The sequence below is a fragment of the Hylemonella sp. GW821-FHT10B10 genome, assembly GCF_059415585.1.
Map to the genome: position 1 here is coordinate 1,763,722 of NZ_JBWKNN010000001.1, position 24,495 is coordinate 1,788,216.

The following is a 24,495-nucleotide window of genomic DNA, read 5'->3' on the forward strand; positions in this document are numbered from 1 at the left end:
CGCCCTCGTGAACCAGCCCAGCCCCGCCATCGTTCCCCAGGGTGCCGTGCGCCGCTTGCCGCACCTCGCACTCTGGCTCTTTGCCCTGGCCTATGTGCTGCCCGGCTTCATCGGGCGAGGCCCCTGGCGCAGTGCCGACATCACGGCCTACGGTTATATGGCCGAACTGGCCGCGGGCCGCGCCAGCTGGCTGGCCCCGACCCTGCTGGGACAGCCCCCGGATGTAGACGGCCTGCTGCCCTACTGGCTGGGTGCCTGGGCCCTTCAGCTCGCCCCCGCCTGGATCCCGGCCGACTTCGCTGCACGCCTGCCGTTCATCGCCCTGCTGGCCCTGACCCTGATCGCGGTCTGGCAGGGGATCTATTACCTGGCGCGCAGCCCGCGGGCTCAGCCCGTGGCCTTTGCCTTCGGTGGCGAAGCCCGCCCCAACGATTACGCCCGAGCCATGGCCGACGGTGGCATGCTGGCCTTCATCGCCTGCCTGGGCCTGGCCCAGCTCTCGCACGAAACCACGCCGGCCCTGGCCCAGCTCTGCTTCACGGCCCTGAGCTTCTACGCTTTCGCCGCACTGCCCTACCGACGCTGGACACCGACTCTTTCGGCCATCACCGGCCTGACCGGCCTCACGCTCTCGGGCGGGCCCTCCATGGCCCTGCTGCTGGCCATCGGTGGATTGCTGGCCCATGTGCTGGACCGCAGCCAGTCCCAGTTGGATGCAGGTCATTACCGGCGCGACCTGAAGCGCCTGCTGGCCCTGATCGGCGGGATCATCCTGCTGGCCAGCGCGCTCGGGCTCTGGCGTTGGCGCATCGGCCTGCCCGCGCCCACCTGGCAGGCCTGGCATGGCCTGGGCAGTCTGCTGCTGTGGTTCACCTGGCCGGCCTGGCCACTGGTGCTGTGGACGCTGTGGCGCTGGCGCCGTCAGCTGTTCGGGCTGAGGCCCAGCCGCCACCTGTCGCTGCCCCTCTGGTACACCCTGATCACCGTGGGCGCCACGGTCATCACCCCCGCTGGCGATCGTGCCCTTCTGCTGGCCCTGCCGGCCCTGGCCACGCTGGCGGCCTTCGCCCTGCCCACGCTGGGGCGCAGCGTGTCGGCCCTGATCGACTGGTTCACCCTGCTTTTCTTCACCAGCTGCGCCATCGTCATCTGGGTGGTGTGGATCGCCATGTTGACAGGGCTTCCGCCGCAGCCCGCCGCCAACGTGGCCCGCTTGCTGCCCGGCTTCGAGCCGCGCTTCATCATCCTGCCCTTTGTCTTCGCCACCCTCGCCACCCTCGCCTGGGGCTGGCTGGTGAAGTGGCGCATCGGCCGCAACCGTTCGGCGCTCTGGAAGAGCATGGTGCTGCCCGCTGGCGGCGCTGCCCTGTGCTGGCTGCTGCTGACCACGCTGTGGATGCCGGCGCTGGACTTCGCGCGCAGTTATGTGCCGCTGGTGCGACGCATCGAAGCCACGGTGCAGCCCTCGGATTGCATCGCGCACTTCGGCCTCTCGCGTGGCCAGCTCGCGGCGCTCCAGGTACATGGCCGCCTGCGGCTGGAACCAGTCTCGGACCAGGCCCGCTGCGACTGGCTGCTCATTGATGCAGACATCGTGCGGCAGATCCCCGAGATCGTGAACCCGACGCAATGGCAGCGCCACACCGAGCTGGGCCACCCCCGAGCAGGTGAAGAAGACCTGGCCATCTACCGCCGCATCACGACGACACCGGCCACGCCTGCCCGCTGAGCCGTGCCCGAGTTCAAGACCATCGCACGCCATGCCGGCACGGTGCTGGTGGGCCAGCTGGCCACCATGGCCTTCGGCGTGACCGACACCATCGTCGCTGGCCGTTACGCCGAAGCCTCGCTGGCCGCCCTATCGGTCGGCTCGGCCATCTACATGAGCGTGTATGTCGGCCTCATGAGCGTGCTGCAATCCCTGTTGCCGGTCTGGTCCGAACTGCACGGGGCAGCCAAACCCGCACAGCTCGGGCACTCCTTCCGCCAGGCCCTGTACCTGTGGCTGGCGCTGGTGCTGGTGGGTCTGTCCATCCTGCTCAATCCCGGTTTCCTGCTCGACTGGGCCGACGTGCCCGTCGACCTGCGCAGCGAGGTGCTGGCCTATCTGGGCGTGCTCGCACTGGCCCTGCCGGCGGCCCTGATGTTCCGGCTCTATGGCACGCTGAACCAGAGCCTGGGCAAGCCACAGCTGGTCACCTGGCTGCAGCTGGGTTCGCTGTTCATCAAGGTGCCGCTCTCGGTCTGGTTCGCCTTCGGTGGCCTGGGCCTGCCGGCCCAGGGTGCGGCGGGCTGTGCCTGGGCCACACTGGTCGTGCACGTGGCCATGCTGGCACTGGCCCTGTGGCTGCTGCGCACGCGACCCCTGTATGCGCCCTACCGGCTTTGGCACAGCCCCGGCAAGCCTGACTGGCAAGTGCTGGCCGCCTTTGCCCGCCTGGGCGTGCCCAGCGGCCTGACCATCCTGATCGAGGTGACCTCTTTCACGCTGATGGCCCTGTTCGTGGCCCGCCTGGGCACCACGGCAGCGGCCAGCCATCAGATCGCCGCCAACCTGGCCGCCGTGCTCTACATGGTGCCGCTGGCCATCGGCATCGCCACCAGCGCGCGTACCAGCTACTGGCTGGGCGCAGGCCAGCCTGAGCGTGCGCGTCACGCCGTGGGCGTGGGCTTCGGCCTCGTGGCCGGCAGCGCCCTGGTGCTGGCCCTCACGCTGGTCGCCGTGCGCGCGCCCCTGGCAGCCATGTATGCCAGCAGTCCCGAGGTGGTGGCCCTGGCCGTGCCCCTGCTCTTCTGGACAGCGGTCTATCACCTCTTCGACGGCCTGCAGGCCTTGGGCGTGTTCGTGCTGCGCTGCTGGCGCATCACGCTGGCGCCTTTCCTGATCTACGCCGTGCTGCTCTGGGGCCTGGGCCTCTACGGTGGCTTCCTGCTGGCCTACCGCGGGCTCGGCCCCTGGCCGGCACTGCAGACCCCGGCAGCCTTCTGGATGGCCGGGGCTGCAGCGCTGGCCCTCGCGGCCCTGAGCTTCTGGCTGATGATCTGGCAGGTGCTGCGGCGCGAGCGCCGGTCCTGAAGCCGAAGAAGCCTTGGCCTCAGACCGCGGCCATCGCCGCGGGCCGAGCGGCCAGGCGCACGCGACTCGCAGGAAAGACGATGGCAAAGCGCGAGCCCTTGCCCGGCGTGCTCTCGATGCGCAGCTCCGCGCCATGGCGCTGTGCCACATGCTTGACGATGGCCAGGCCCAGGCCTGTGCCACCGGTGTCGCGCGAACGGCTGCGGTCCACGCGGTAGAAACGCTCGGTCAGGCGCGGAATGTGTTCGGGCGCAATGCCGGGCCCGCTGTCCTGCACGTAAAACTCCATGCGGCCGTCCTCGTGCGACAACCAGCCGCAGTGCACCTCGCCGCCAGCCGGCGTATAACGCACGGCATTGCTGACCAGGTTGGACAGCGCGCTGTGCAGCTCCGACGGCGTGCCGGCGAGCTCGCGGGCTGGCGCGGGCTCGAACACCAGAACTTGTGCCGGGCCGGTCATGGGCGGGTTGAGCAAGGTCGACAGGGCCTGGGCCTCCTGCTCCACCTGGCTCATCAGCCCCGGCAGTGACGACCATTCCGCGGCCCCGGGCAGGGGACTGCCTTCAAGACGCGAGAGCATCAGCAGATCGCTCACCAGGGACTGCATGCGGCCGGCCTGCTGTGCCATCAGGTCCAGATAGCGGGCGCGATCGGTGGCGTCCAACGGCAGGGTCTGCAGCGTTTCGACAAAACCCGACAGCACGGTCAGCGGGGTGCGGATCTCGTGCGAGACATTCGCCACGAAATCCCGTCGCATGGCCTCGGCCTGCTCGAACATGGTGACATCGCGCGAAAGCAGCAGGCGTCGACCCCCGCCGTAGTCGTGCAGATGCACCGACAGGCGCAAGGGATGGGTGCTGCTGTGGGTCCGCCCCTGCATGACCACGCTGGCCTGGTAATTGCCCCCACCCACATAGGCCGTGAAGGCCGGATCACGCACCAGGTTGACCATGTGCTGCAGCAGGTCACGCCCGGACTCCAGGCCGAAGTGCTGGGCCGCCGTCTGGTTGAACCACTCGATGCGCCCCTGCGCGTCCAGCAGCACCACGCCGTTGGGCGAGGCCTGCAAGGCCGCCAGGAAGTCCTGCAGGCGTCGATCGCTGTCACGCGTTTCATGCTCGCGCTGGCGTACCAGCCGGCGCGCGCGCTCGGCCACCTCGCCCCACAGGCCCAGCTTGAGCGGAACATCGGATACGTCGCCGTTGCGCAGCCATTGCAGAACCTGCAGACCACGCGTGAAATCGACCAGTACCCAGAGCAGGCCCATGACCAGCATGCCGGCCAGCCCGCCCCGGATCTGCAAGGCCTCGGGTGCCAGCCAGATGCCGATCACCGCCCCCAGGATCTGGAGCAGCAGAAAAAGAATGAGATGCAGGAGCATGAAACGACGACCCCGGGGACGGGACCGTCCTCAGCCCCGCAGCGCGGCAGGCACCGGCGCGGGTTGGGCCGACAGGCGGTAACCGGCACCACGCACGGTCTCCACCATGGCAGCGGCTTCGCCCAGCGCTTCGCGCAGGCGCTTGATGTGCACGTCCACCGTGCGTTCCTCGATGAACACGTGGTCACCCCAGACCTTGTCCAGCAGCTGGCCGCGGCTGTGCACGCGCTCGGCGTGGCTCATCAGGTACTGCAGCAGCTTGAACTCCGTGGGGCCGAGCTTGAGCGCCTGCTCGGCGTAGCTCACGCGGTGCGTGGCCGTGTCGAGCTTCAGGCCACCGATCTCCAGCGCCACGGCACCCTGCTCGGGCGCACGCCGGCGCAGCACGGCACGGATACGCGCCAGCATCTCCTTGGTGGAAAAGGGCTTGGCCATGTAGTCATCGGCACCGGCATCCAGGCCGGCCACGCGGTCGGCCTCGTCGCCGCGTGCGGTCAGCATGATGATGGGCACGGTCTTGGTCCGCGGGTCGTTGCGCCAGCGGCGTGCCAGGTTCAGGCCGCTTTCACCGGGCAACATCCAGTCCAGCAGCACCAGGTCGGGCAACACGGCATCGATCTCGCGTTGCGCCGCCAGGCTGTCGGGTGCCACCGTAGGCTGGAAACCGTTGTGACGCAGATTGACGGCGATCAACTCGGCGATCGCCGGCTCGTCTTCCACCACGAGTACAGCAGGTTGTTTCATTTGAGGACGGATTCGATCTCTTCGATGGAGGCATGCCGCACGTCGGCACCCTTGACGATATAGATGATGAGTTCTGCAATGTTTTTCGCATGGTCGCCGACACGCTCGATGGCCTTGGCGAGGAACAGCAGGTCCAGGCTGGGAGAGATGGTGCGGGGATCTTCCATCATGTAAGTGATCAGTACGCGCACGAAACTGTCGAACTCCTTGTCGATCAGATCGTCTTCCTTCAGGATGGCCACGGCCGTCGTCGTGTCGAGCCGGGCGAAGGCGTCGAGCGCCTTGCGCAGTTGGCCCGCGGCCAGATCGGCTGCCGTGCGCAGCTCGGAAGCCGGCAAGGCACGCGGCGCGCCGCTCTGGATGATGGACAGCACCATGCGCGCCATCTTCTCGGCCTCATCACCGGCCCGCTCAAGATTGGCAATGGCCTTGGAGATCGCCATCAGCAGGCGCAGGTCGCGGGCCGTAGGCTGGCGCCGCGCAATGATGGAGGAGATCTCGTGGTCCAGCTCGATCTCCATGGCGTTGACGCGGTGCTCCAGCTCGATCACCTGCTGGGCCGAATCGGTGTTGAGACGCGCCAGGGCCTGCACGGCCTGCTGCAGCTGGGCCTCGACCAAGCCGCCCATTTCCATGACGCGGCTGGAGACGGAACTCAGTTCACTGTCGAACTGGGTGGATAGGTGTTTGTCAGGCATGTTCATTTCCTCTTTAGCCGAAGCGACCGGTGATGTAGTCTTCCGTTTCCTTGCGCGTGGGCTTGAAGAACATCTGCTCGGTGGAGCCGAACTCCACCAGGTCACCCAGGTACATATAGGCCGTGTAGTCGCTGCAGCGAGCCGCCTGCTGCATGTTGTGCGTGACGATGACCACCGTGTAGTCGTCCTTGAGCTCGGTGATCAGCTCCTCGATCTTGGCGGTGGAGATCGGGTCCAGCGCCGAGCAGGGTTCGTCCAGCAGGATGACTTCAGGCTTGATGGCGATACCGCGTGCGATGCACAGGCGCTGTTGCTGGCCGCCTGATAGGCTGGAGCCACTCTGCTTGAGCTTGTCCTTGACCTCGTTCCAGAGCGCGGCCTTGCGCAGGGCCCATTCGACGCGCTCTTCCATATCGGTGGCGCTGAGCGACTCGAACAACTTGATGCCGAACGCCACGTTGTCATAGATGGACATCGGGAAGGGTGTGGGCTTCTGAAACACCATGCCCACCTTGGCGCGCAGCAGGGCAACGTCTTCCTTGCTGGTCAGCAGGTTCTCACCGTCGAGCAGCACCTGCCCTTCGGCGCGCTGGTCCGGGTAGAGCTCGAACATGCGGTTGAACACGCGCAGCAGGGTGGATTTGCCACAACCGGATGGGCCGATGAAAGCCGTCACCTTGTTCTGCGGAATGTCCAGGTTGATGCTCTTGAGCGCATGGAACTTGCCGTAGAAGAAGTTCAGGTCACGCACCGAGATCTTCGGGGCAGGCGTGTCGGCCGGAGCGGAAGTGGGGTCCATGGGTTGCCTTGCTTGGGAGTATTCGCTGGTGTACACGTCGTCAACCTTTGTTGCGCGTCAGCACGCGCGCGATGATGTTGAGCCCGAGCACGGTCACCGTGATCAGCAGCACGCCAGCCCAGGCCAGATGCTGCCAGTTCTCGTACGGGCTCATGGCAAATTTGAAAATCGTCACCGGCAGGCTGGCCATCGGGTCCCCGAGGTTCGAGGTCCAGAACTGGTTGTTCAGCGCCGTGAAAAGCAGCGGCGCGGTCTCGCCCGAGATGCGGGCCACCGCCAGCAGCACACCCGTGACCACACCGGCGCGCGCCGCGCGCAGCGTGATCATCAGGATGACCTTCCACTTGGGCGTGCCCAGGGCGTAGGCGGCCTCGCGCATGGCGGCAGGTACCAGCTGCAGCATGTTCTCGGTGGTGCGGATCACCACCGGAATCACGATCAGTGCCAGGGCCATCACACCGGCCCAGCCGGAGAAGGACTTGAAACGCGCCACCACCACCGCGTAGACAAACAGTCCGATCACGATGGAGGGCGCCGACAGGAGGATGTCATTGACGAAACGTGTCACCTCGGCCAGCCAGCCCTTGGGGTCGTACTCGGCCAGGTAGATGCCGGCCATGATGCCAACGGGCGTGCCGATGAAGGTGGCCAGCAGCACCATCAGGAAAGAACCGTAGATGGCGTTGGCGATGCCACCGGCCTCGTTGGGCGGAGGGGTCATCTGCGTGAAGGTAGCCCAGGCCAGGCCACCCAGGCCCAGGCGCAGTGTTTCCCACAGGATCCAGAACAGCCAGAACAGGCCAAACCCCATGGCGCTCAGGGACAGCGCAAGTGCGAGGATGTTGACACGCTTGCGCCGCTGGTAGGCGACGCTGCGAAGCTGATCTTGCGCGTTCATGACTTGACTCCCTCGCTCTTCTTGAGTTGCTGCAGCAGCAGCTTGGACAGCGAGAGCACGACAAAGGTGATGAAGAACAGCACCAGGCCCAGGTAGATCAGCGAAGCCTGGTGCAGACCGCTGGCGGCCTCGGCAAACTCGTTGGCCAGGGCCGAGGTGATGCTGTTGGCGGCGTCGAAGACGCTGAGTGTGTTGAGCTGGTTCATGTTGCCGATGACGAAGGTCACGGCCATGGTCTCGCCCAGGGCGCGGCCCAGGCCCAGCATGATGCCGCCAATCACACCGGCCTTGGTATAAGGCAGCACAACTTTGGAGACCACCTCCCAGGTGGTGGAGCCCAGGCCATAGGCCGACTCCTTGAGCAGGGGGGGGGTCACTTCAAACACATCGCGCATCACGGCGGCGATGAAGGGAATGATCATGATGGCCAGGATGATGCCTGCCGACAGGATGCCGATGCCCACCGGGGGCCCCGACACCAGTGCGCCCAGATAGGGCACGCCTGTCAGCAGTTTTTGCAGCGGCTGCTGTACATAGGTGGCCAGGATAGGACCGAACACCAGCAGACCCCACATACCGTAGACGATGGAAGGCACGGCCGCCAACAGTTCGATGGCGGTGCCCAGCGGGCGCTTGAGCCAGGCCGGGCACATTTCAGTCAGGAAGAGGGCAATGCCGAAACTCACCGGCACCGCGATCAGCAGCGCGATGATGGAGGTGGCCAGGGTGCCGTAGATCATCACCAGGCCACCGAAGTTTTCCTGCACCGGATCCCACACCGGGCTGGTCAGGAAACCCAGGCCGTAGCGTTCGATGGCGGGCCAGGCGCCCACCAGCAGGGACAACAGGATGCTGGCCAGCAGCGCCAGGGTCAACCACGCCGCGCCTTTGGCAAGCCAACCGAACAGGACGTCGAACCAGGCTCCGGTTCGGGACAGTGGCGCGGACGGGGAAGAACTCATGACGTGCTGGTTTTTCAGGGTGGATTACTTGAACGCGACAGCCTTACCCGAACTATCCTTGATCTGGCCCCAGGCCTTCTCAATGGCGGTCTTCACGCTGGCGGGCATGGGCACGTAGTCCAGGTCGTCGGCCATCTTGTCGCCGTTGGCGTAGGCCCAGGAGAAGAACTTCAGGGCGGCAGCGGCGTTGACCGGCTTGTCCTGGCTCTTGTGCATCAGGATGAAGGTGGCGCCGGTCATGGGCCAGGCGTCCTTGCCGGGCTGTTCGGTCAGGATCTGGTAGAAGCTCTTGGCCCAGTCGGCACCGGCAGCAGCGGCCTTGAAAGCCGTGTCATCAGGCGCGACGAAGTTGCCGTTCTTGTTCTTCATCAGGGCGTAGACCATCTTGTTCTGCTTCACGTAGGCGTACTCGACGTAACCGATCGAGTTGGGCAGGCGGCCCACGAAAGCGGCCACGCCTTCGTTGCCCTTGCCACCGGCGCCCGTGGGCCAGTTCACGGCGGTGCCTTCACCGACCTTGTCCTTCCACTCAGTGCTGACCTTGCTCAGGTAGTTCGTGAAGATGAAAGTGGTACCCGAGCCATCGGCGCGGCGCACCGGGGCGATGGCGGCGTCGGGCAGGTTCAGGCCGGGGTTCACGGCCTTGATGGCCTCGTCATTCCACTTGCTGATCTTGCCCAGGTAGATGTCGGCGATCAGTGCGCCCGTCAGCTTGAGCTGGCCGGCGGCGATGCCGGGGATGTTCACCACGGGCACCACGCCGCCGATCACGGTGGGGAACTGCAGCTGGCCCTTCTTCTCGAGCTCTTCGTCCTTCAGCGGCATGTCGGAAGCGCCGAAGTCCACGGTCTTGGCGTCGATCTGGCGGATGCCAGCACCCGAACCGACCGACTGGTAGTTGATCTTGACGCCGGTGCTCTTGTTGTATTCAGAAGCCCACTTGGCGTACAGGGGGGCGGGGAAACTGGCGCCGGCGCCGGTCACGTCCTGGGCCGAGGCCAGGCTGGCACCGGCCAGCAGGGCCACGGCGGACAGGCTGAGCATGGCTTGCTTGAAAGTCGTTTGCATCAAAAACTCCTGAGGGTTGGTTGGAGAGATGGGCAAACTTTAAGAAGCTTTTATGTCAGCCGTATGACAGGTGCGTCGCGAATCCGGGCTTTCGCGTGTCGCAATTCTGTCACGAAAACGACACGAAGCCCACCTAAGCTGAGCTACCCCCTGACCTGCCCCCCCCACCAAGATGCCCTTGCCCGCCTCCCCGCTCCGCCGCCAACTCCTGCTCGGTACCGCTCTGGGCAGCCTGCTGCCACGCACCCAGGCCCAGCCCCTGAAAGCCGGCAGCGCGGCCCGGGCGCCGGAAATCGTGCAGATCGTAGACGTCTCGGCCAGCCAGCTCGACGTTTCACGCGACTTCCTGATCGGCTCGCGCGCCGCCTGGCAGGAGTTCAACGCCCGTGGCGGCTGGCGTGGCCGCGCCGTGCAACACACTGTGCTGGAAGTGGACGGCAGCCTGCCCAGCCTGCAGCTGGCGGTGGAAACCGTGCGCGCCCAGCCCCAGTGCCTCGCCCTGTGTGGCACGGCCGGCGACCACATCGCCGCGAAACTGGTGGATCTGCTGCGCAACGACCCACTGGAAATCGCGCATGTCGCGCCCTGGTTGCACCAGGACCTGACACCTGATGTGCAGGCCCGCACCTTCCCCATCTTCGCCTCGCGCCAGGAACAGATCAGCCACGCGCTCAAGTCCCTCTCGGTGATCGGCGTGCCTGCACTCGGCGTGGTCTACGCCTCGACGCAGGAACAGCGCCTGTACCAGGCCGAGGTGCAGCGCGTGGCCGCAGACCTGAAGCTGCAGCTCGTTCCCTACGCACCCACGGGTACCCTGCAGCAACTGGGCCAGCAGCTCACGCCCCAGACCCCACCCATCCTGCTCTTCGTGGGCGGCACGCCCGAACTCGCGCAGTTCACCCTGGGCCTGGAAAAGCAGAACCGCCAGCGCTACGTCATCGGCCTGGCCGACGTCAACCTGCAGACGCTGAACCAGCTGGGCCAGTCGCGCAACACCCCCGTCATGGCAACGCAGGTCGTGCCCATGGTCACGGCCGGCCTGTCCATCGTGCGGGCCTACCGCGAAACGCTGAACCGCCTCTTCGACGAACCCCCCACCCCGCAAAGCCTGGCCGGCTACATCGCCGCGCGTTATGCGCAGGACATGCTGCTGACCCTGGAGCCCGGCGCCACGCGCGCCCAGGTGCTGCTGGCTTTCCAGCGCCGCACCCAGCTCGACCTGGCGGGTTTTCGCATCAGCTTCCAGTCGCAACGGCGCACCAGCGCTTACGTGACGCAGAGCATGCTGACAGCGGACGGCCGCATCCTCGGCTAAAAACTTGTGCCTCCATCGACTTTGCAAGCTCTGAGGCCGGGTACCATGGCCCCGACTCCAATTCAAACGCACGCATGAAAAACGGCACCGACCTCGCCGCCATCGACCTGGGCTCCAACAGCTTTCGCCTGGAGATCGCGCAGCTGGACCACGGCCTGCTCAAGCGCCGCGAGTACCTCAAGGAAACGGTGCGCCAGGGCAACGGCCTGGATGCCGAACGCAACCTCACGGCGGACGCCATGCAGCGCGGCTGGGACTGCCTGGGCCGCTTTGCCGAGCGCCTGGCCGGTTTCAAGAAAAACCAGGTGCGCGCCGTCGCCACCCAGACCCTGCGCGAAGCACGCAACCGCGAAGTCTTTCTGGAGCGCGCTCAGCAGATCCTCGGTTTCCCCATCGACGTGATCTCAGGCCGCGAGGAAGCGCGCCTGATCTACCAAGGCGTCGTCCACTTGCTGCCCCAATCCAACGAGCGCCGTCTGGTCGTCGACATCGGCGGGCGTTCCACCGAGCTCATCCTGGGCCAGGGTTACCGCCCGCGTTTCATGGACTCCTACCGCGTGGGCAGCGTGGCATGGTCCATGCGTTATTTCCCCGAAGGCGACTTCACTGCCGAGGCTTTCGAGACCGCCGAAGTGGCCGCCCAGGCCGTGCTGGACGAAGCGCTCAACAGCTGCCGCCGCGCAGATTGGGATGTGGCTTATGGCTCGTCAGGCACTGTGGGTGCTGTGGGTGACGTACTGCAAGCCGCTGGCTGGGCCGAAGGGCTGGTCACGCGCGAGGGCCTGGACTGGCTACTGGACCGCCTGCTCAAGGCCGGCAGTGCCGAACGCCTGCGCATAGAAGGCATGAAGGACGACCGGCGCGCCGTCATCGGCGGCGGTGTCAGCGTGCTGCGCGCCCTCTTCACCCTGCTGGACATCGAGGAAATGCACGTGGCGCAGGGCGCATTGCGCCATGGCGCGCTCTATGACCTGCTGGACCGCGAGCACGAACAGAGCGACCAGCGCAGCACCAGCGTACAAAGACTGGCCCGCAACTTCAACGCCGACCCGGCCCAGGCCCGCCGCGTGAGCCAGGTGGCCGAAGCCCTGTTGCAACAGTTGGCCCACGGGAACGAACTGCCCGACCTGGAGCGCTACCTGCACAAACTAGGCTGGGCCGCGCAGCTGCACGAGATCGGCAGCGCCATCTCGCACAGCGACTACCACAAGCATGGCGCGTACATCCTGGACAACGCCGACGCGGCTGGCTTCACCATGAACGAGTTGCACCGCCTGGGCCAGCTCGTGCTGGGCCACCGCGGCAAGCTGCGCAAGTTGGACCTGGAGCTTGGCGATGAGGCCTTCACCCTGCAGCTCATGGCCCTGCGTCTGGCCGTCATCCTCTGTCACGCAAGGCGTGATCCGGACCTGCAAGGCCTGAAACTGGCGTGGAACGGGAGACGTGAAGTTCAGCTCACCTGCCGCGCGGACTGGGTGCAGCGCTACCCGCAGTCAGCCCATCTGCTGCTGGAAGAAGTGCAGGCCTGGCAGAAAACCGCCTGGGCACTGGAAGTCCTGAACGCGGACTGACTCTCTCCGATACTGAGTCAGACGGCGCCGGTATCGGTACCGTTTGACGGGCCCCTAGCGCGAGATCTTGCGCTCGATCTCGACCACGGCCCCCGACCTGAAAGTGATGACCGTCAGCGTATCTGGGTCCTGCGGATGCGGGAAGTAGCTCCAACTCTTCTCTTCAGGCAAACCCCTGAGGGCGTTGTTGGCAACCACCGATTCGTGATCAGGCTTACCTACGCGCGCGAGGACTTCGCCCTCAGACATGCCCTTGCGGATGAAACCGCGCTCGCGGGCATCCTGGGCAAAAGCCACGAAACTGGCAACAAGCAGCAGAGGCAGGACAAGTGCTCGGAAAATGTTCATGTGTGATTCCCCTTGATGGCGCTTTGGAGAGTGCACGAGAAGGGGTTTGACACCATGGCCAGACGGTCATCGCGCGTTCCTCCCATGCTCAGGTCAAGCGCTTCATTTATATCTGAAATCGACCAGAAACAGGCTGAACCGCGCTGGGCTTCAGGCCAGCCAGCCCGCGCGGCGCAAGGTCTGCAACAAACCCTCGGCGAACCGGCGGTACCCCTGGGCATTGGCGTGCACGGTGTCGGCGCGCCAATCGGGTTTGGACAACACAGAAGCCCAGCCACCCTCATGCAAGGGAAGCTTCAACTCCTGCGCCAGCTCGGCATACAGCGGATGATCCTTCAGGCTGCCCGTGCCAGCCGCCAGCAGCGAGACCTGGGGCACAGCAACCAGCAACACCTGGGCACCGCTTGCACTGGCCGTGCGGCAGATCGTGCGTATCGTCTCCTTGGCCCCGGCCGCACTCATTTGGCGCAGAAAGTCATTGCCGCCGATGCTCACGATGACCAGCTTGGGCTGCTGCTCCTGCAGCAAAGTCGGCAAGCGCGCCAGTGCCTGGGCCGTGGTGTCGCCCGAGATGCCACCGTTCACCACCTGCCAACCTGTCAATGCCTGCAGCACCGCGGGGTAAGCCGTGTCCGCCGTAGCGCCTACACCCAAAGTCAGAGAATCCCCCAAGGCCAACACCGTGCTGCCAGCGGGCAAGGGTTGGGCCTGGGGCACGCGCTTGCCGCAGGCGGACAGCAAGGCGGCAACCGCCAGGACCCCGAACAGATGGCGACGGGACCGATGAAGATAAGAAGGAATCATGGGGAACGCCTAGGTTAACGGGCAACGCTGCAAAGCGGCGACATCCAAGTTGAAGGACCAGTCAGGCCACAGGTGCTAGGGATGGAGCTTTTCACCATGGGCTAGCATTTCGACAAACTGAGCGATCTTCCTTGCGCGAGTTTCCACCTTTTTGACGTTCTGGATTCTGAAAAGGATGGCGTATCGGTTCTGGCTATTGAGCGTGGCAAAAAACGCCTTGGCCTTTTTGTTGGCATCGAGGGCTTTTTGCAGGTCATCAGGGATGGTCGATTGGCTCGCTGACAAATACGCCCTCTCCCAGCGACCATCTTGCTTGGCTCGCTCGACTTCATCCATTCCAGCGGCTTGCATTCTTCCTGCAGAGATAAGCGCCTCAGCTTTTGCTTTGTTGATCTTGGACCAGATACTTCTGGCAGTCCTGGGCGTGAATCGCTGGAGCCAGTAGTGATCGCTCTCTGTCTTCTTTTGACCATCAATCCAGCCGTGACAAAGCGCGCTTTCGAGAGCTTCGGCATAAGTGACGGTTTTTTGATTGGCGGTCCTTTTTGCAAGGCGAAGCCACGCACCGGCTCTCGCGCGTCCATTGAGTTCAAGCCAAGACTCCCACTCGGCTTGATTCGCAAAGGTGAGTATCGGATCGCTCATTGCATTTGTAAGGGACCTGGGGTGATATGGATCGCAAGAGTGCAGAACGGCATGAACGATTATTCATCCTCGCGATTTTCCTGCCGCAATCTAAGTGCTTGTTTTATTTGAAGAATTTTCACGAATATAGCGCAGGGCCCCGTTCCTGGCAGGACGTTTAAGCCCGCCGTGTTTACGCAAACACCCGGCCATGCCGCTGCCCGGCAAGTCCCTGGTCTTTTTAGATCTGCCGCGCCAAGGCCTGTCCAGCCTTCACCTCCGTCCCAGTGTCCAGCCCATCCGCCAGTTCCATCTCCTTCGGTGCCAGCACCACGATGGTCGAGCCGTGTTCGAACCACCCCATCTCCTGCCCACGCCTGAGTGGGGCGTTGCAATCGATCACCTGCTCGCCTCGGTAGCCGTGGTGCAGGTTCAGGTCCAGGAAATGCAGGCGTACGCTGGCCACCAGGATGGCGCCCACGGGCACGATGGTCAGCACCTGGCCTGAGGGCAGCGCGGCCTCGATCACCGCGCGGTCGTTACGGCAGTAGAGGCTGGGCACACGCTTGAGCGCGATGGGGTTGACGTTCCACATATCGCCCTGGATGTGCCTGACGCGTTTCACCGTGCAGTCCGCTGGCGCATGAAAGCGGTGGTACATGCTGGCGCGCAGGCGCAGGGTGACGTAGCTACCGCCCTGGTGTTTTTCTGCCAACTCGGCACTCCCTAGCAGATCCGTGAGGCTGTAGGGCATGCCCTTGATCTGCAGCAGTTCATCGCCTGCGATGCGGCCGTGGCCGCCGACGATGCCGTCGCTGGGGCTGCAGACCACCTGGGGGTCGGCATCAAAAGGCCGTGCGCCTTCTTTCAGTTCACGCACAAAACAGTCATGGAGGCTGTCGAAGTTCTGTTTTTTGGCCTCGCTCAGGTCCAGATCACCAAAAAACTTGAACAGGGCAATGGAGGCCCTGCGTACCAGCGGCTGGCGCACCTTGCTGAAACGCCCCATGAACCGCGTCAACGCCACGCGGGGCAGGCGGTTGGTGAGCACGAAGTTCAGGCCTTCCTGTTGCAGAAGGCGGTCGCGTAATGTCTTGAATGTCATCTGGTTTTCACATGCCTGTCAAATGATTTGAATACAAAGAGTCATCGTCGTTTCACACGGCTGCCCAAAAGGAAACCGCAAGGACCATGACTTACGAACTCGCCTGGATTGCCGGCGCCGCTGGCGCCACCCTGCCCTATATCAAACGTCGGCTTGAGCTCTCGCGTGCCAAGCACCCGTCCCTGGCCGGCCACTCGCGCATGGCCAAGCGCCTGGCACGCTGGATCCCGGGTTACGCCTATGACGAGGCCACCTTCTACGCCTGCGACGGCGCGCCCGACACGGTGGCGCAACAGCGCCGCGCCAGCTTTCTGGCCCTGGCCGGCCGGCTGCAGGCCAAGGCCCCGCAGTCGATCGCGCTGACCAAGGCAGCACGCGAAGGCCTGCCGGACCTGCGCTTCACGGGCGCCTATCGTGTGCCCTACCAGTTCAGCCCCTACCTGCGCCAGCACCTGCAGGTGGGCGGTTTTGTGCAGGCCAGCGAGGGCGTGAGCGTGACGGACATCGACGGCAACCGCTACATCGACCTCACCGGCTCTTACGGCGTGAACGTCATGGGCATGGATTTCTACAAGTCCTGCATCGCGGCGGGCTGCGCAATAGCGCAGGATCTGGGCCCCGTGCTCGGCGCCTACCACCCCTGCGTCGCCGACAACGTGGCGCGGCTGCAGCAGATCAGCGGACTGGACGCCGTGTCCTTCCACATGAGCGGCACCGAAGCCGTGATGCAGGCCGTGCGCCTGGCGCGTTACCACACGGGCAAACGCCATCTGGTGCGCTTCTGCGGCGCCTACCACGGCTGGTGGGAAGACGTGCAGCCCGGCCCGGGCAACCCCCTGCCCCCGCGCGAGACCTACACCCTGCGTGATATGCATGAGGCCAGCCTCAAGGTGCTGCGCACCCGCCGCGACATCGCCTGCGTGCTGATCAACCCGCTGCAGGCCCTGCATCCCAACAAGAACGCGCCCGGTGATTCCACCCTGCTCGACAGCAGCCGCAGTGCCGGCTACGACCGCGCGGCCTACACGCGCTGGCTGCAGCAGCTGCGCGAGGTCTGCACCGAACGCGGCATCGTGCTGATCTTCGACGAAGTCTTCCTGGGCTTCCGCCTGGCGGCGCGCGGTGCGCAGGAGTACTTCGGTATCCAGGCCGATCTCGTCACCTACGGCAAGACCCTGGGCGGCGGCCTGCCGGTGGGCGTGGTCTGCGGCAAGAGGACGCTGATGCAGCGTTTCCGCGAGGATAAGCCGGCCGATATCTGCTTCGCGCGCGGCACCTTCAACGCCCACCCCTATGTGATGGGCGCCATGAACGAATTCCTGCGCCGGCTGGAAACACCCGCGGTGCGCGCGATCTACCAGGATCTGGACACCACCTGGGACACGCGCCGCGAGCGCTTCAACGCCCGCATGCTGGCCGAGGGCTTGCCGCTGCAGGCGGCGAACATGAGCAGCGTCTGGACGCTGAGCTACACCCGGCCCTCGCGCTACAACTGGATGCTGCAGTACTACCTGCGCGATCATGGCCTGGCCCTGAGTTGGGTAGGGACGGGGCGCTTCATCTTCAGCCTGAACTTCAGCGAAAGCGATTTCGAGGACATGCTGGAGCGTTGTGTACAGGCCGGCCTGCAGATGCAGCGTGATGGCTGGTGGTGGCAGGCCCCGGGTCAGACGAACAAATCCATCAAGCGCGGACTGCTGCGGGAGATGCTGCGCCATCTGGTGCGGCGCTGAGCAAGTAAAACCCCGGGGCGGCAAACCGCACCGGGAAACGAGTTCAACCTTGCTGACGGGCCAGCTCGGCCTCGTGCTCGGCACGCTCCTCGAGCAGGTACTCGGGTTTGGCGATCAGTTCGCCCTGCAGCAGGTACAGCGGAGATTTCCAGTAGAGCAGGATGTCGTGGAAGGGGTCGGTGATGATCTTGGTGGCCCAGACGATGCCGGTGTACAGACTCTGGCTCACGGCCAGCTGCAGCACGCGGAAGGTAAGACCGCCCACGCCCAGCCACAGCCAGAGCCAGCCGACGTTGAGCACGTAGCCACTGGGTTGGCTGTGCGCCTCCAGCAGGCCGAAGAAGTCCGGCTGCAGCCAGAGCACCACGGGCAGGCCGGCCCAGACGGCCATGAGTACCACCTTGCGCTGCAGGTTGTAGCCCACCTTGATCTCTTCCTTGTACTCGTGCGTGGCTTGGTTCACCTCGTCGTAACCCTTGGGCTCAAAAAAGAAGTGGCCCGACTGGCGCGAGACCATGGAGATCAGCCAGGCGATGAGCGCAGCCACCGGCGGCTGGATGAAGAGGAAGGCATAGGCCACCAGGAAGGAGATGGCGCTCAACAGGTGCAGGGACTGGTTGATGCGACTGTGGTGGTAATAGCGATGGTCGTCCCAGCGCTGGACCTTGAGGGCTTGCAGGAATTGGCTCACAAAGACTCCTTGGTGTGTCGTGAAAACGAGAGGGCAGCAGGGCTGCGCCTGGGTGCATGGTCGGGCCCGCGCGTGAAAGAACGATGACAGCGCAACACCTGTCATCAAAATTTCACAGGCCACCGACGCGATGGCGCCACGCTGTCATCGAACTGAGATAAACGGTGCGCAAGATGGCGGCATGAAACCCGACACCACCGACCTGCTGATCGAAGACCTGCCCGCGGCACAGACGCATCTGCGTGTTGCTGTGGTCACCGAGACCTACCCGCCCGAGATCAATGGCGTGGCGCTCACGCTGCAGCGTGTGGTGCTGGGCCTGCGCGACCGCGGCCACCATGTGCAGCTGGTGCGCCCGCGCCAGGGGGGCGATGGGCCGGCCACACCCCATGAACACGGCAAGGACGTGCTCATGCGCGGCATGTCCATTCCGCGTTACCCGCACCTGCAGCTGGGCCTGCCCTCACGCCGCCAGCTCGAACCCCTGTGGACGCTGCAGCGGCCAGACTTGGTGCACATTGCCACCGAAGGCCCACTGGGCTGGTCGGCACTGCGGGTGGCGCGCAAGCTGCGCATCCCCACCACCTCGGATTTCCGCACCAATTTCCACGCCTACAGCAGCCACTACGGCATGGGCTGGCTCAGCAAGCCCATCATGGCCTACCTGCGTCGTTTCCATAACCAGACGCTGACCACCATGGTACCCACGCGTGGCCTGGCCGAGCGTCTGGCCCAGGCCGGCTTCGAGCGCCTGCAGGTGGTGGCGCGCGGTGTGGACACCAGCATCTTCGACCCGGCCCGCCGTGACGAGACGTTGCGCACCACCTGGGGGGCCACGCCCGACACCCCCGTGCTCCTCTGTGTAGGCCGCCTGGCGCGTGAAAAAAACCTGCCCCTGCTGGTGCGCGCCTATGCGCAGGCGCGGCTGGTGCAGCCCGACCTGAAACTCGTGCTGGTGGGTGACGGCCCTCTGCGCGCCGAGCTGCAGACCCTGGCGCCCGACGCCATCCTGACGGGCCAGCTCGACCGGCTGGAGCTGGCGCGGCATTACGCCAGCGCCGACATCTTCGGCTTCCCCAGCCAGACAGAAACCTTCGGCAACGTGGTGCTCGAAGCCATGGCCAGTGGCCTGGCGGTGCTGGCCTACGACTACGCCGCGGCCTCGGAAAACATCACACCCGGCCGCACCGGCCTGTTGGTGGGCATGGACGATGAAGAGTCCTTCGTACGCCAGCTCACCGAATTGACACAGGACGCCGGCCTGCGGCTGCGGCTGCGCGGCGCGGCGCGTGACGTCGCCCGGCAGAACGACTGGGCGGGCATCGTGGCGCAGATCGAAAGCGTGATGAAGCTGGCCGTGGCCGGACACATCACGTCCGGCGGCCAGCCGCTCTCAATCCCCGCGCAGCAGGTGGCCTGAGAGAGTCTTCAGCCCGGGCCGGCGGCCGCGGCGCCAGAGTGTGCCGACGATGAACAGGATCAGGCCCAGACCACCCAGGGCCATGACTCGTTGCGCCGGCAGTTCCAGGGCGACCAGGCCGGCATAGAGACCCAGCATCAGCAGGATGCTGAGGTTCTCGTTGAAGCCCTGCACCGCGATGGACTGCCCTGCTGTCAGCAGGCGGTGGCCGCGGTGCTGCAGCAGCGCGTTCATGGGCACCACCATCATGCCCCCCAGCGCCCCCACGGCCAGCAGCACGGGCACGGCAACGCGCCAGTCGGAGATGAACAACGCACTCACCATGCAGGCGCCCATGAGCTGGCCCAGCGGCAGCACCGCCGTGGCGTAACGCAGGCGCAGGCGACTGGCCACGAGCACTGCCCCCCCCACCACCCCGAGGGCCACGATGCCCTGCAGGTAAGCCGCCTGGTCCAGGCCCAGGTCCAGCGCCTGCACGGCCCACAGCAGCACGGCGAACTGCAGCATGGCACCCAGGCCCCAGAACACCGTGGTCACTGTCAGCGAAAGGCCGCCGCTGCGGTCGCGCCAGAGCATGGCATTGGCGTGCCGGAAATCCGCCAGCATCTGCAGCGGACGGCGACCGCGCACCGGATAGCGCGCGCCGCTGGGCACGATGCGCAGATTGCACAGGGCCGAGAAGCTGTACAGCAACACCACAAAGGCCAGGGAGACGTTGAGCGTGGGCGTCGAGGCACCAGCCGAGAGTGGCCACCATGTGCCAACCCAGGCCGCGACCGGCGACTGCAGCCACAGCGGCGCCACCAGCAGACCGCCCAGCACCGTGCCCAACAGCACCGAGATCACCACCGTGGATTCGACCCAGCCGTTGGCGGCCACCAAGGCAGCCGGTGGCACGCTTTCGGTCAGCAGACCGTACTTGGCCGGCGCATAGGCCGAGGCCCCCAGCCCGACCAGCGCAAAAGCCAGCATGGGATGTACGCCATACAGGAGCGCCAGCGCGCCCAGCAGCTTGAGCCCGTTCGTCCAGGCCATGAGACGGCGCTTGCAGACCGCGTCGGCCAGCGCCCCGATGAAGGGCGCCAGGAAGACATAAGACAGCGTGAAGCTGAACTTGAGCAGAGGCGCCCACCAGACCGGCGCACCCAGTACCTGCAGGTGCGCGATGGTGACGATGAGCAGGGCGTTGTCGGCCAGCGAAGAAAGAAACTGGGTGGCCATCAGCCACCCGAAACCCTGCGGCAAATCCCTGGACACTAGACAGGCACCGCCGCACGAGCCGGCGTGGCCGACCGGGCCAGGCTCTCCATGCCCACCGCACCGGCCATGGCTTGCACGGCCAGGGCATTGCGCCGGCCCACACCCTGGTAGGCAATGCCCAGGGCCTGCAACTGCTGCGGGTCGTACAGGTTGCGACCGTCCAGGATGAGCGGCTGACGCAGCGTATCGCGGATCTGCTCGAAATCCGGGTTGTGGAACTGTTTCCATTCGGTCACGACCAGCAGCGCGTCTGCGCCCTCCAGGGCAGCATAGGCATCGGCCATGAAACGCACGCGAGAGAGGCCGGGGTCGATGTCGGCCAGGTCTTCGGCCAGCACACGCTGGGCCGCGTCCATGGCCACCGGATCGTGCACCTGGACCTCGGCACCGCGCTGCAGCAGCTGGCGGATCAGCCCGCGGCTGGGTGCCTCGCGCATGTCATCGGTCTGCGGCTTGAAAGCCAGGCCCCAAAGGGCAAAACGCCGTCCCTGCAGGTCTGCACCAAAGTGCGCCATGACACGATGGGTCAGCACCTGGCGCTGGGCCTGGTTGATGCGCTCCGTGGCTTCGACCAGATGCATCTGACTGCCATGCAGCTGCGCTGTCTGCATCAGCGCGCGCGTGTCCTTGGGGAAACAGCTGCCGCCATAACCCGTTCCCGCGTAGAGAAAACTCGGGCCGATCCGGCTGTCGCTACCGATGCCGCGGCGTATCGCGTCCACATCAGCACCCACAAGATCGGCCAGGTTCGCCATCTCGTTCATGAAGGAGATGCGTGCGGCCAGCATGGCGTTGGCCGCGTACTTGGTGAGTTCGGCACTGCGCACGTCCATCCAGACGGTGCGCTCGTGATGCCGGTTGAGCGAGGCGTAAAGTCGTGTCATGGCGGCGCGCGCCAAGTCACCCATGGCGCCATCGGGCAGACCGATCACGATACGGTCCGGGCGCATGAAGTCATCGATGGCCGCCCCCTCCTTGAGGAACTCGGGGTTGGAGATCACCGCGCAAGGCAGTTCGGAACGGTCACGTTCCTGCAGCGCCGCCGCGACGACGGCCCCGACCCGCTCGGCCGTGCCCACGGGCACGGTAGATTTGTTGACAATCACCAGGGGCTTCGACATGGCCTGCCCCACCTGGCGCGCCACCTCCAGCACATGGGCCAGGTCGGCCGAGCCATCCTCCTGGGGCGGCGTGCCCACCGCGATGAACAGCACCTCGGCGGTCTCCAGTGCGTCGGCCAGGCGGGTAGTGAAGAACAGCCGCTGATCCTGGGTGTTGCGCTGGATCATGCTGTCCAGTCCGGGTTCGTAAATCGGCACGACACCCGAGCGCAGCAACTCCACGCGCAGCGGATCGTTGTCCATGCAGACCACCTCGTGGCCCAACTCGGCCAGACAGGTTGCCGTCACCAGTCCCACATAACCCGCACCGATCACTGAAACTTTCATGTTCACCTCGCTGTAGATATGGCGGTGATCTTGGAAGCGTCATGTGACTTCGGCGTGTCCTTTGCATGAACATTCGATGACCATGGGCATGGCCACCGGATGCGCTGCGACGCTCAGGCGTGCAGAACAGCGCGTCGCGGCATGATGAAGAGGCCGCTGCCCGATAGCTTGGCCTCGCGCTTGGCGAGTGCGGCCTGGGTGGCGACCTCCTCCGCATCGCGGTAGGCCTGGCTGCCAACCTGCACGGCGCCGATCGAGACCGTGGTGCAGGGAAAGAAGCGCATGACGCCATGGCGGTCTTCGGCATGGATGCCGCCACACAGACGGGCTGCCTCGTCGAAGAGTTCGAACGCCTGCAAGGCAAACTCTTCAACGATGTGCAGACATCGTTGCTCCCAGTCGCTGCTCTGGAACAGGATGAGAAAGTCGTCACCGCCCACATGGCCCACGAAGTCGCGCTGCGGGTCGCTGTGCGCCGCCGCCAGGCGCGCCAGCAGGCGGATCATCTCGTCGCCCCGCCAGTAACCGTAGTGGTCGTTGAAGGGCTTGAAATTGTTCATGTCGATGTAGCAGGCCACGAACTCGCCCTGGCTCTCGATCAACCGCTTGATGTGCAGGCTGATCGGGATGTTGCCCGGCAATGCGGTCAAAGGGTTGGCGTGGCGGGCCGCTTCCAGGCGCAGCTCGGTCACCGAGCGCACCAGCTGGTCGCCGGTGCCCAGGCCAACATAACGACCGTTCTCGGTGACGATGAAACCGTCGCTCAGGTAACGCTGGTCCTGCGACGTCAGGATGCCGATCAGCTCCTCGATGTCGTGGCTTCGCTCGATCAGGCGTGGCTGCTGGTTGGCGCTCAGCATGCAGGACTTCTTGCCGTAGATTTCCCTGAAATACAGGGTGGCGTAGTGGTCCATGAACTGCTGGCGGTTGATGATGGCCCGGGGCTGTTCGTCGTCCACCACCGCCACCGCATGCAGATCGGGATGGGCCTGAAAAATCGCCGCAACTTCGTCGTTGCAGGCGCTGCGGCCGACGGCCGGCGCGTAGATGAGGGAAAGATGGCGCAGCTGCCCCATACGCACCACATAACGCTGCTCGGGCATGACCGCCACCCGCGTGTCGTGCAGGACGTCGAATGCGGTGCTCAGGATGTCCGATTGCGCTTCTACCGCAGGCCTGCCAAGGAAATAGCCCTGACCATAGGCAATACCCAGGTCACGCACGACGCGCAGGTCGGCCTCGTTCTCGATGCCCTCGGCCACCAGCGCCGTGCCGAAGACATCGGCGATCTGCAGCAGGGCCTGCAAAGTCTTGAGCTTGTCGGCGTTGCAGCTGATGTCGAGACTGAAGTACTTGTCGATCTTGACGATGTCGGGCCGGATCTGTGACCACAGTCGCAGGCTGGAACGGCCGTCGCCAAAATCGTCCAGCGCCAGCGACAGGCCGACGGCATGCAGGGCCCGGGCCACCTCGACGAGGCCGTCCATGTCGTGCACGCGCTCATGTTCGGTGATCTCCAGCACCACCATGCGCGGTGACACGGCCAGGCCGCGCATGGCCCGCGCCAGCGTCTGCGTGCCGCCCACCGCGACGAGTCGCTCCAGCGCGTGGGCGCTGATGTTGAGAAACAGGCGCCCGGGCTGGCGCTGCAGGCCCCATTGGCGCAGCGCGACGTAGATGCAGAACAGCTCCAGTTCATAGAGCAGGCCCTCGGCCTGCGCGGCGGACAACAGCGCGTCAGCCGACTGCAGCGGGCTGCCCTGCGGGCCGCGGATCAGCGCCTCGTGCGCGTGGACACCGGCCGACTTGAGATCGACGATGGGCTGGAACACCGGGTACAGAACATCGGCACGCATCAGCCGTGCCAGCGGGCCATCCCGGCCACTCAGGGCGGGCCAGAATTCGGCAGCAAACAGACGAACGTGATCGATCATGGGTGGACGCTCCGGAGCGAGCGCATCCTCCGGGTCATCAAGCAGGTTTTCCAGCATTCCATTCCAGGGGCATGGCCCCAACGACATTCAGAGGCCTACTCTGACGTACCAAGATGACGGCCAAATGACATGCAGATTTCAGTTTGATGACAGAGCAACGGATGTGGTTCTGGTGTGGCATTGCATCGGAGAGATAAACTATATAAACTGTTTTGTTCCAACCTCATCCCCCTCACACATGCAAGAATCCGCTCAGTCCACCGCCCTGCCTGCCACCAAACGCAGCAAGGCCGCTCCGAAAAAAACCACCCGCAAATCCCTCGCCAAGCCGGTCGTGAAAAACGCCAAGACCAGCAAACAGGCAACGGGCCCGGCCAAGCCCCCCAAGATCAAGAAGCCCAAACTGGTGCGCGACAGTTTCACCATACCCAAGGACGAATACGGTGTGCTGGCGGAACTCAAGCAGCGCTGTATCAAGCTTGAGCACCCGGCCAAGAAGAGCGAATTGCTGCGCGCCGGCATCAAGGCGCTGGCGGGTCTGAGCGACAAGAGCCTGCTGGCAGCGCTCAAGGCCGTGCCCTCGATCAAGACCGGCCGGCCCAAGAAAGCCTGAACG

Annotated in this window: 22 protein-coding genes; 7 read left to right on the forward strand and 15 right to left on the reverse strand. The window is 65.0% G+C overall.

Annotated elements, in window-relative coordinates; genetic code table 11:
* Positions 1–7: 7 nt before the first annotated feature.
* On the forward strand, positions 8–1,729 hold the full coding sequence (locus AC07NT_RS08575; RefSeq protein ID WP_498596876.1) for a hypothetical protein: 1,722 nt from the start codon (positions 8–10) through the stop codon (positions 1,727–1,729).
* A 3-nt stretch (positions 1,730–1,732) separates the two neighbouring features.
* Complete coding sequence (locus AC07NT_RS08580) at positions 1,733–3,076, forward strand: MATE family efflux transporter (RefSeq protein ID WP_498596875.1); 1,344 nt, start codon at positions 1,733–1,735, stop codon at positions 3,074–3,076.
* A gap of 19 nt (positions 3,077–3,095) precedes the next feature.
* Here the strand turns inward: AC07NT_RS08580 and phoR are convergent, their stop codons facing one another.
* The 7 genes from phoR to pstS are packed head-to-tail and all read right to left on the reverse strand — an operon-like array spanning position 3,096 to position 9,626.
* Positions 3,096–4,457 carry a phosphate regulon sensor histidine kinase PhoR gene (gene phoR, locus AC07NT_RS08585; RefSeq protein WP_498596874.1) on the reverse strand — a complete coding sequence of 454 codons (1,362 nt, stop codon included), beginning with the start codon at positions 4,455–4,457 and terminating at the stop codon, positions 3,096–3,098.
* 30 nt (positions 4,458–4,487) lie between these two features.
* Entirely contained in the window at positions 4,488–5,201 is a 714-nt protein-coding gene (gene phoB, locus AC07NT_RS08590) for a phosphate regulon transcriptional regulator PhoB (protein ID WP_498596873.1), read from the reverse strand.
* Positions 5,198–5,899, reverse strand: a complete 702-nt coding sequence (gene phoU / locus AC07NT_RS08595) for a phosphate signaling complex protein PhoU (RefSeq protein WP_498596872.1) — start codon at positions 5,897–5,899, stop codon at positions 5,198–5,200. The genes phoB and phoU overlap by 4 nt, the downstream gene beginning before the upstream one ends.
* 13 nt (positions 5,900–5,912) lie before the next feature.
* Positions 5,913–6,698, reverse strand: coding sequence for a phosphate ABC transporter ATP-binding protein PstB (gene pstB / locus AC07NT_RS08600; protein ID WP_498596871.1), 786 nt, complete (start codon positions 6,696–6,698; stop codon positions 5,913–5,915).
* Positions 6,699–6,738: 40 nt separating this feature from the next.
* On the reverse strand, positions 6,739–7,596 hold the full coding sequence (pstA, locus tag AC07NT_RS08605; RefSeq protein ID WP_498596870.1) for a phosphate ABC transporter permease PstA: 858 nt from the start codon (positions 7,594–7,596) through the stop codon (positions 6,739–6,741).
* Entirely contained in the window at positions 7,593–8,558 is a 966-nt protein-coding gene (pstC, locus tag AC07NT_RS08610) for a phosphate ABC transporter permease subunit PstC (protein WP_498596869.1), read from the reverse strand. Before pstC ends, pstA begins: the two co-directional genes overlap by 4 nt.
* A gap of 24 nt (positions 8,559–8,582) precedes the next feature.
* Positions 8,583–9,626: a phosphate ABC transporter substrate-binding protein PstS gene (gene pstS / locus AC07NT_RS08615; protein WP_498596868.1), complete on the reverse strand. Its 1,044-nt coding sequence runs from the start codon at positions 9,624–9,626 to the stop codon at positions 8,583–8,585.
* A 172-nt stretch (positions 9,627–9,798) separates the two neighbouring features.
* Between pstS and AC07NT_RS08620 the strand changes: the two genes are divergently transcribed.
* Both AC07NT_RS08620 and ppx read left to right on the forward strand, forming a co-directional pair.
* Positions 9,799–10,941: an ABC transporter substrate-binding protein gene (locus tag AC07NT_RS08620; protein WP_498596867.1), complete on the forward strand. Its 1,143-nt coding sequence runs from the start codon at positions 9,799–9,801 to the stop codon at positions 10,939–10,941.
* Positions 10,942–11,015: 74 nt separating this feature from the next.
* The gene (ppx, locus tag AC07NT_RS08625; protein ID WP_498596866.1) at positions 11,016–12,512 is read left to right on the forward strand and encodes an exopolyphosphatase; all 1,497 of its coding nucleotides are present in this window, start codon (positions 11,016–11,018) and stop codon (positions 12,510–12,512) included.
* A gap of 54 nt (positions 12,513–12,566) precedes the next feature.
* Here ppx and AC07NT_RS08630 read toward each other — a convergent pair whose 3' ends face one another.
* The 4 genes from AC07NT_RS08630 to asd all read right to left on the reverse strand — a co-directional run bounded on the left by AC07NT_RS08630 (position 12,567) and on the right by asd (position 15,393).
* The gene (locus AC07NT_RS08630; RefSeq protein ID WP_498596865.1) at positions 12,567–12,860 is read right to left on the reverse strand and encodes a hypothetical protein; all 294 of its coding nucleotides are present in this window, start codon (positions 12,858–12,860) and stop codon (positions 12,567–12,569) included.
* Positions 12,861–13,010: 150 nt separating this feature from the next.
* Entirely contained in the window at positions 13,011–13,664 is a 654-nt protein-coding gene (locus AC07NT_RS08635) for a GDSL-type esterase/lipase family protein (RefSeq protein WP_498596864.1), read from the reverse strand.
* 75 nt (positions 13,665–13,739) lie between these two features.
* Positions 13,740–14,309: a YdeI/OmpD-associated family protein gene (locus tag AC07NT_RS08640; RefSeq protein ID WP_498596863.1), complete on the reverse strand. Its 570-nt coding sequence runs from the start codon at positions 14,307–14,309 to the stop codon at positions 13,740–13,742.
* A gap of 220 nt (positions 14,310–14,529) precedes the next feature.
* Positions 14,530–15,393, reverse strand: a complete 864-nt coding sequence (gene asd, locus AC07NT_RS08645) for an archaetidylserine decarboxylase (protein ID WP_498596862.1) — start codon at positions 15,391–15,393, stop codon at positions 14,530–14,532.
* 86 nt (positions 15,394–15,479) lie between these two features.
* Between asd and AC07NT_RS08650 the strand changes: the two genes are divergently transcribed.
* Entirely contained in the window at positions 15,480–17,126 is a 1,647-nt protein-coding gene (locus AC07NT_RS08650) for an aminotransferase class III-fold pyridoxal phosphate-dependent enzyme (protein WP_498596861.1), read from the forward strand.
* A gap of 43 nt (positions 17,127–17,169) precedes the next feature.
* Here the strand turns inward: AC07NT_RS08650 and AC07NT_RS08655 are convergent, their stop codons facing one another.
* Positions 17,170–17,817 (reverse strand): hypothetical protein, encoded by a 648-nt coding sequence (locus AC07NT_RS08655; RefSeq protein WP_498596860.1) that lies wholly within the window; start codon positions 17,815–17,817, stop codon positions 17,170–17,172.
* A 181-nt stretch (positions 17,818–17,998) separates the two neighbouring features.
* Here AC07NT_RS08655 and AC07NT_RS08660 point away from each other — a divergent pair, with 181 nt between their 5' ends.
* Complete coding sequence (locus tag AC07NT_RS08660) at positions 17,999–19,237, forward strand: glycosyltransferase family 4 protein (RefSeq protein WP_498596859.1); 1,239 nt, start codon at positions 17,999–18,001, stop codon at positions 19,235–19,237.
* Here the strand turns inward: AC07NT_RS08660 and lplT are convergent.
* From lplT to AC07NT_RS08675, 3 genes are all read right to left on the reverse strand, one after another.
* Positions 19,211–20,482, reverse strand: coding sequence for a lysophospholipid transporter LplT (gene lplT, locus AC07NT_RS08665; protein WP_498598478.1), 1,272 nt, complete (start codon positions 20,480–20,482; stop codon positions 19,211–19,213). The two genes, AC07NT_RS08660 and lplT, sit on opposite strands and share 27 nt — an antisense overlap.
* Before the next feature lie 11 nt (positions 20,483–20,493).
* Positions 20,494–21,945: a UDP-glucose dehydrogenase family protein gene (locus tag AC07NT_RS08670; protein ID WP_498596858.1), complete on the reverse strand. Its 1,452-nt coding sequence runs from the start codon at positions 21,943–21,945 to the stop codon at positions 20,494–20,496.
* Positions 21,946–22,058: 113 nt separating this feature from the next.
* Positions 22,059–23,879, reverse strand: coding sequence for a GGDEF domain-containing protein (locus AC07NT_RS08675; RefSeq protein WP_498596857.1), 1,821 nt, complete (start codon positions 23,877–23,879; stop codon positions 22,059–22,061).
* Positions 23,880–24,117: 238 nt separating this feature from the next.
* Here AC07NT_RS08675 and AC07NT_RS08680 point away from each other — a divergent pair, with 238 nt between their 5' ends.
* The gene (locus AC07NT_RS08680; RefSeq protein WP_498596856.1) at positions 24,118–24,492 is read left to right on the forward strand and encodes a hypothetical protein; all 375 of its coding nucleotides are present in this window, start codon (positions 24,118–24,120) and stop codon (positions 24,490–24,492) included.
* Positions 24,493–24,495: the final 3 nt, after the last annotated feature.